Annotated in this window: 6 protein-coding genes; 5 read left to right on the top strand and 1 reads right to left on the bottom strand. The window is 65.7% G+C overall.

Annotated features, from left to right (window positions below):
• Nucleotides 1–247: 247 nt before the first annotated feature.
• The 3 genes from ACIQ42_RS15530 to ACIQ42_RS15520 all read left to right on the top strand — a co-directional run bounded on the left by ACIQ42_RS15530 (nucleotide 248) and on the right by ACIQ42_RS15520 (nucleotide 3,343).
• A complete protein-coding gene (locus tag ACIQ42_RS15530) occupies nucleotides 248–1,276 on the top strand; it encodes an NAD(P)/FAD-dependent oxidoreductase (protein ID WP_397423154.1) in 1,029 nt (342 codons plus the stop codon).
• Nucleotides 1,273–2,442 carry an acyl-CoA dehydrogenase family protein gene (locus tag ACIQ42_RS15525; RefSeq protein WP_397403512.1) on the top strand — a complete coding sequence of 390 codons (1,170 nt, stop codon included), beginning with the start codon at nucleotides 1,273–1,275 and terminating at the stop codon, nucleotides 2,440–2,442. The genes ACIQ42_RS15530 and ACIQ42_RS15525 overlap by 4 nt, the downstream gene beginning before the upstream one ends.
• A 70-nt stretch (nucleotides 2,443–2,512) precedes the next feature.
• Nucleotides 2,513–3,343 carry a transglycosylase SLT domain-containing protein gene (locus tag ACIQ42_RS15520; protein WP_397423153.1) on the top strand — a complete coding sequence of 277 codons (831 nt, stop codon included), beginning with the start codon at nucleotides 2,513–2,515 and terminating at the stop codon, nucleotides 3,341–3,343.
• 71 nt (nucleotides 3,344–3,414) lie between these two features.
• Here the strand turns inward: ACIQ42_RS15520 and erpA are convergent, their stop codons facing one another.
• On the bottom strand, nucleotides 3,415–3,747 hold the full coding sequence (gene erpA, locus ACIQ42_RS15515; protein WP_397403508.1) for an iron-sulfur cluster insertion protein ErpA: 333 nt from the start codon (nucleotides 3,745–3,747) through the stop codon (nucleotides 3,415–3,417).
• 82 nt (nucleotides 3,748–3,829) lie between these two features.
• Here erpA and ACIQ42_RS15510 point away from each other — a divergent pair, with 82 nt between their 5' ends.
• On the top strand, nucleotides 3,830–5,008 hold the full coding sequence (locus ACIQ42_RS15510; RefSeq protein WP_397423152.1) for a deoxyguanosinetriphosphate triphosphohydrolase: 1,179 nt from the start codon (nucleotides 3,830–3,832) through the stop codon (nucleotides 5,006–5,008).
• A 2-nt stretch (nucleotides 5,009–5,010) separates the two neighbouring features.
• Nucleotides 5,011–5,247, top strand: coding sequence for a hypothetical protein (locus ACIQ42_RS15505; protein WP_397403505.1), 237 nt, complete (start codon nucleotides 5,011–5,013; stop codon nucleotides 5,245–5,247).
• Nucleotides 5,248–5,365 lie beyond the last annotated feature (118 nt).

Raw genomic sequence — 5,365 nt, 5'->3', positions numbered from 1 at the left:
CAGACCAGAAAATCGCGTATCAACTTAAGGCGTCCCCCTCAAAGCGTACGGCGTCTTCTACAATCCCCCGATGGCAGGTCTATGCCCGGTGTGCGTCATCGGGGAAATGTCCCGGCGCTTTGGCCGATGCGAACCGTTCCGGACCCGAACCTATGCGGCCACGATGCAGGCTGCAATCGCCATGTGGTCCTGGCGACCGTCTGACAAGCGCCCTTGATTTTCCCGTCCGCAGCGTCTCGTTAGGGGCATGAGCAGAAAGCCCGCAGTCACTGTCGCCGGGGGGGGCGTGTTCGGGCTGACATCAGCGCTGGCTCTGGCAGACGCGGGCTGCGCGGTGACCGTGTGGGATCGCGGCGGCGGCAATGCCTCCGGGATGGCCGCCGGCATGATCGGGCCGGTGTTCGAGGCGGTGCTGGATCCTGTTTCGCGGCCGCATCTGGACCTCATGATGGCGGCCAGGAACCTCTGGCCGGAACTGGCGCAGCGGGCGGGCATTGTGCTGGACCGGTCGGGTGCGTTGGCTGTTGGCGGCGAGGGTTGGCTGGATCAGGTCGAGGCGGGGTTCGGCGACCTGGGCCTTGCGCCGATGGCGCTCCACGCCGAAACGGCGCGGGCGCTCGCCCCCGGGCTTGCGATGACCGGACGCCGCGCGTTGCTGACGCGGGAGGACTGGCGGGTCGATCCGCGCCCGGCGCTTGACCGCCTGACCGCCGCTGCCGCTGGGGCGGGCGTGGTTTTCCGGGAGGGCGCGGTTCTGGAGCGGGGCGGGGCCGATATTCTGGTCGTGGCGACAGGCTGGGCGTTGCCCCATCTGACGCCTGAGCTGGGTTGGCTTGCGCCGATCAAGGGCCAGTTGGTTCGGGTAAACGGATCGGCCGAAGGCACGGTGGTTCGTGGTGAAGGGGTATATGCGGCGCCGGGGCTCGATATGGTGTTCGGTGCGACCATGGAACCTGGGTTGTCCGACGTCGACATTGATCAGTCGGTGGTCGATCCGGTGCTTGCTACCGGGCTCAGACTGTTTCCGGCGTTGAGAGATCAGTCCTTCAAGGTTCAGGTGGGTGTCCGGGCTGCTACGCCTGACGGATTGCCTATGGTAGGCCCCGGCGCCGCGCCGGGCGTTGTGCTGGCCGCTGGCGCGCGGCGCAATGGCTGGCTGTTGGCGCCGCTGGTCGCGCGTATGGTGGCGGCCTTTGTGACCGACCGCGATCCGGGGCCGTATGCTGCGGCGTTTGATCCAGGGCGCTTCGGAATTCATCGGGGAGGGGGCGGATGAACGGTTTCTGGTTCACCGACGAACAGCAGGCGATCCGCGACAGTGTGTTCAGGCTCTGCGAGGATTTCGACGCCGAGTACTGGCGGCGCACGGACGAGACTGGCGACTTCCCCGAGGCGTTTGTCGCCGCGATGGCGGCAGGGGGCTGGTTGGGCGCGGCGATGCCGGTGGAACTCGGCGGATCGGGCCTGGGTCTCACCGAGGCCGCCATTGCGATGCAGGCTGTAGCCGAAAGCGGGGCAGGCTTTTCCGGGGCCAGTGCGCTGCACCTGAACATCTTCGGCCCCATGCCGCTGGCCCGGTTCGGCACCGAGGAACAGAAGCAGCGGTTGATCCCACGCCTGATCTCCGGGGAGGACCGGATGTGCTTCGGCGTCACCGAGCCGGATGCGGGGCTGGACACCACCAGCCTGACCACACGGGCCGTGCGCACCAACGACGGCTATGTGATCTCGGGCCGAAAAATGTGGACCTCCATGGCCCAGCGCGCGACCAAAATGCTGATCGTGGCCCGCACCACGCCGAAGGCGGAGGTGAAGAAACCCACGGACGGCATCAGCCTGTTCTACGTGGACTTTGACCGGGAGAGGATTCAGGCGCGACCGATCCCAAAGATGGGCCGAAAGGCCATCGAGTCGAACGCCGTGTTTATCGATGACCTGCACGTGCCCGCCGATGCGCTGGTAGGCGAGGAAGGCCGCGGCTTCTACTACCTGCTGGAGGGGCTGAATCCCGAAAGGGTGCTGATCGGGGCGGAGGCGGTAGGCCTGGGTCGTGCGGCGCTCAAGCGAGCCACAACCTATGCCCGGGAGCGAGTGGTGTTCGGTCGGCCCATCGGCCAGAACCAGGGTATCGCCCATCCACTGGCCAGGTGCTGGGCGGACCTGGAAGCGGCCAATCTGATGATCTTCAAGGCCGCAGCACTCTATGACGCCGGTCGCGAGTGCGGGGCCGAGGCCAATGCGGGCAAGTATCTGGGCGGCGAAGCGGGCTTCAACGCCTGTGAGGCGGCGATTCTGACCCACGGCGGCATGGGCTATGCGAAGGAATATGACGTGGAGCGCTACCTTCGGGAATCCATGATCGCCCGCATCGCGCCGGTCAGCCGCGAAATGATCTTCAACTATCTGGCCGAACGCGTGCTTGGTCTGCCGAAGAGCTATTGAGTAGCGGGCGTCTCCGAGACGGCGCGGCAGATTTTGCCTATGACTAACCCATCGTTAACCATGATCGCCGATGTTCCTGCCCATGAGCGTCCAGGGTATCCGGGGCATTGTTGAAGCTGCCATTAATCGCGCCGCCAAGGCGACGGGGGTGGACTTCGGATTCCTGATGAAGACCGCGCATCGGGAAAGCAGTTTCAATCCGAAGGCGCAGGCCTCGACCTCCTCGGCGGCGGGCTTGTTCCAGTTTGTCGAACAGACCTGGTTGTCGACACTGAAACAGCATGGTGCGCGGCACGGTTATGGCCAGTACGCAGACCTGATCAGCCGCGGTTCTGACGGTCGTTACCGGGTCAGTGGCGAGGCGCGCAAGGCCGTGTTGGACCTGCGACTGGACCCGCACGCCGCGTCCCTGATGGCCGGGGAGCTGACCTCGGATCACGCTTCCTACCTGAAGGGCCGCGTGGGGCGCGCGCCCACCGGCGGCGAACTCTATGCGGCGCACTTTCTGGGCCCGCAGGGCTCGGCGCGATTGATCGAGGCTGTGCAGAGCCAGCCGGGCGCATCGGCGGCCTCGCTGTTTCCCGACGCAGCGCGCGCCAATCGCTCGATCTTCTACCGCGACGGCCGTGCTGCGACCGTGGGTGAGGTGTACGCCAACCTGACGCGGGGCGGCGGCTCTGGCGATATCAACCCCAGCGCCCGCGAGCTTGCTGTGGACGAGGGCTTCATCCGCGTGGCGTCCGGCGACCTGTTGACACGCCAGCAGGAGCAACAGGCGCTGATCTCCCTGATTCTCAATGGCACGGACGGCGTGCCGGGCGCCGAGCGGGGCGGCCGCCTGACCGGGTCGATCTTTACCAGCGAGATGCTGAAGATGCTGTCGGATAGCCGCGAAAGCTAGAGCGGGCGCCCTCATATGTTCGGAGCGTGTTGCGGGCGGAAAACCGGCCCCCAATTCTAGATAACCCGCCGCTAGACGGAGAAGCTGACCCCGCATCCGCAGCTCGATTTGGCGTTGGGGTTGCGGATCTTGAACTCGGCGCCGGCCAGTTCGTCGATGAAGTCGATCTCGGAGCCTTTGAGAAAGGCCAGGGACATTTCGTCAACGACCGCAGCGGCCCCGTCACATTCGATCTTCATGTCGTCGGGCTGGACCACGTCGACAAGGTCAAACTGATACTGGAAGCCCGAGCAGCCGCCGCCCTCGACGGCCACCCGCAGCATCACGGGGCGGCCCTCGGCGGCGCCGATGGCGTGGATGCGTTTGGCCGCGGACGGCGAGAGGGTGAGGTCTGTTGTGGTCATGGCCTGTTAGACGAATGTCCTTGCTGGACTATATGAGGGCGTGGACGGCTTCGACCAAGTGGCCGTGTTATAGAATGAATTGATGACATCCTCCATACCAAGCCGCACGCCTTATTCCGAAGACCCCGTCGCCTCGCGCGGCCGGAAGGTCGTGGAGGCCCATAGCCGCACCCGGACGGACTTCGCCCGCGACCGCGACCGGATCATCCACTCAACAGCCTTTCGCCGGCTCAAGGAAAAGACCCAGGTCTTCGTGGCGCACGAGGGCGACCACTTCCGCACCCGCCTGACCCATTCGCTGGAGGTTGCCCAGATTGCCCGTTCGCTGGCGACGGCATTGGGGCTGGACGCCGATCTCGCCGAGACTATCGCGCTGGCTCATGACCTGGGCCATCCGCCGTTCGGGCATGCCGGCGAGGACGAACTGCAGATCCAGATGCAGGGCTACGGCGGGTTTGATCACAATGTGCAGACGTTCCGGGTGGTCACCCGGCTGGAGCGCCGCTACCCGGAATTCGATGGCCTGAACCTCACCTGGGAGACCCTGGAGGGGGTGATCAAGCACAACGGGCCGGTTATCGACCAGCTTGCGAAGCCGTCCTGGAGCGCCATCTCGGAGTTTGACGCCCAGTACGGGCTTCGCCTCGACACATGGGCGTCGGCGGAGGCCCAGGTGGCCGCCCTGGCCGATGACATCGCCTATAACAACCACGACGTGGACGACGGGGTGCTGGCGGGGCTGTTCAATCTCGATGAGCTGGCCGAGGTGCCGCTGATCGGACCGCACGTGATCAGCGCCCGGCGGGACTACCCGACCTGCGAACCCGGCATCCTTAGGCTCGAGGCTGTTCGGCGGATGATCGGGGCCATGGTCGACGACGTGCTGACCGAGACCCGCCGGCGGGCGGCGGCCGGGCATGTGACGTCTCCGGAAGCGGTCCGGGTGCTGGGACACGCCCTGGTCGCCTTCTCCCGCGATATGCTGGAGGATCTGGCCCAGCTGAGGTTGTTCCTGCTGGAGCGGATGTATCGCCACTGGAAGGTCAACCGCACCCGCAGCCAGGCGCGCCGGATGCTGGCCGAGATGTTCCAGCTGTTCATGGCCGAGCCCGACGTACTGCCGGCCGAATGGTTCGCCCGCGCCGAACCCCGCGATCAGGCCGGGCGCGCGCGGGTGGTCTGCGACTACATCGCCGGAATGACAGACCGCTACGCCATCGAGGAGCACAAGAAGCTGTTCCATCTCGACGTGTGGAGCTGAGCTTGGCGTTATTGGTCGTGCGCGGCCCGATCTTTCACTCGGCGGGTGATGAGACCGCCTTCTTTGGCTGGGTGCGCAAGATCGGCGCCGTGCAACGGGTGAACAGCCGGGGCCGCGATCTGGAGATTCATGTGCGCCCCGGCCGGGTCAGCGCGGACGAACTGCGTGAACTGCGGGCCGCCTTCCATCGCTACGCCATGGACACCAGTGACCTTGAGGGCCTGGGCCGGGAAGGCTGAAGCCTGTGGGCGGCGGCGCATTCGACAGCTCTCGATCCAGCGGGCTTCGCTAGAGTGAAGGGATTCGTGAGCGATTCGGCCTGATGGCGGGGTCGCTTGCCTCTGCCCGGATTCAGGA

This window comes from Phenylobacterium sp. (assembly GCF_044372605.1).
In the GTDB taxonomy this organism is placed as follows: Bacteria; Pseudomonadota; Alphaproteobacteria; order Caulobacterales; family Caulobacteraceae; genus Phenylobacterium.
Note: the sequence above shows the minus strand (reverse complement) of the source record. Positions and strands in the feature narration are given on the sequence as shown.

Coding starts and splice junctions, on each gene's coding strand:
- erpA (WP_397403508.1), bottom strand. CDS start 3,747: ATGACCACAACAGACCTCACCCTCTCGCCGTCCGCGGCCAAACGCATC.
- ACIQ42_RS15525 (WP_397403512.1), top strand. CDS start 1,273: ATGAACGGTTTCTGGTTCACCGACGAACAGCAGGCGATCCGCGACAGT.
- ACIQ42_RS15510 (WP_397423152.1), top strand. CDS start 3,830: ATGACATCCTCCATACCAAGCCGCACGCCTTATTCCGAAGACCCCGTC.
- ACIQ42_RS15520 (WP_397423153.1), top strand. CDS start 2,513: ATGTTCCTGCCCATGAGCGTCCAGGGTATCCGGGGCATTGTTGAAGCT.
- ACIQ42_RS15530 (WP_397423154.1), top strand. CDS start 248: ATGAGCAGAAAGCCCGCAGTCACTGTCGCCGGGGGGGGCGTGTTCGGG.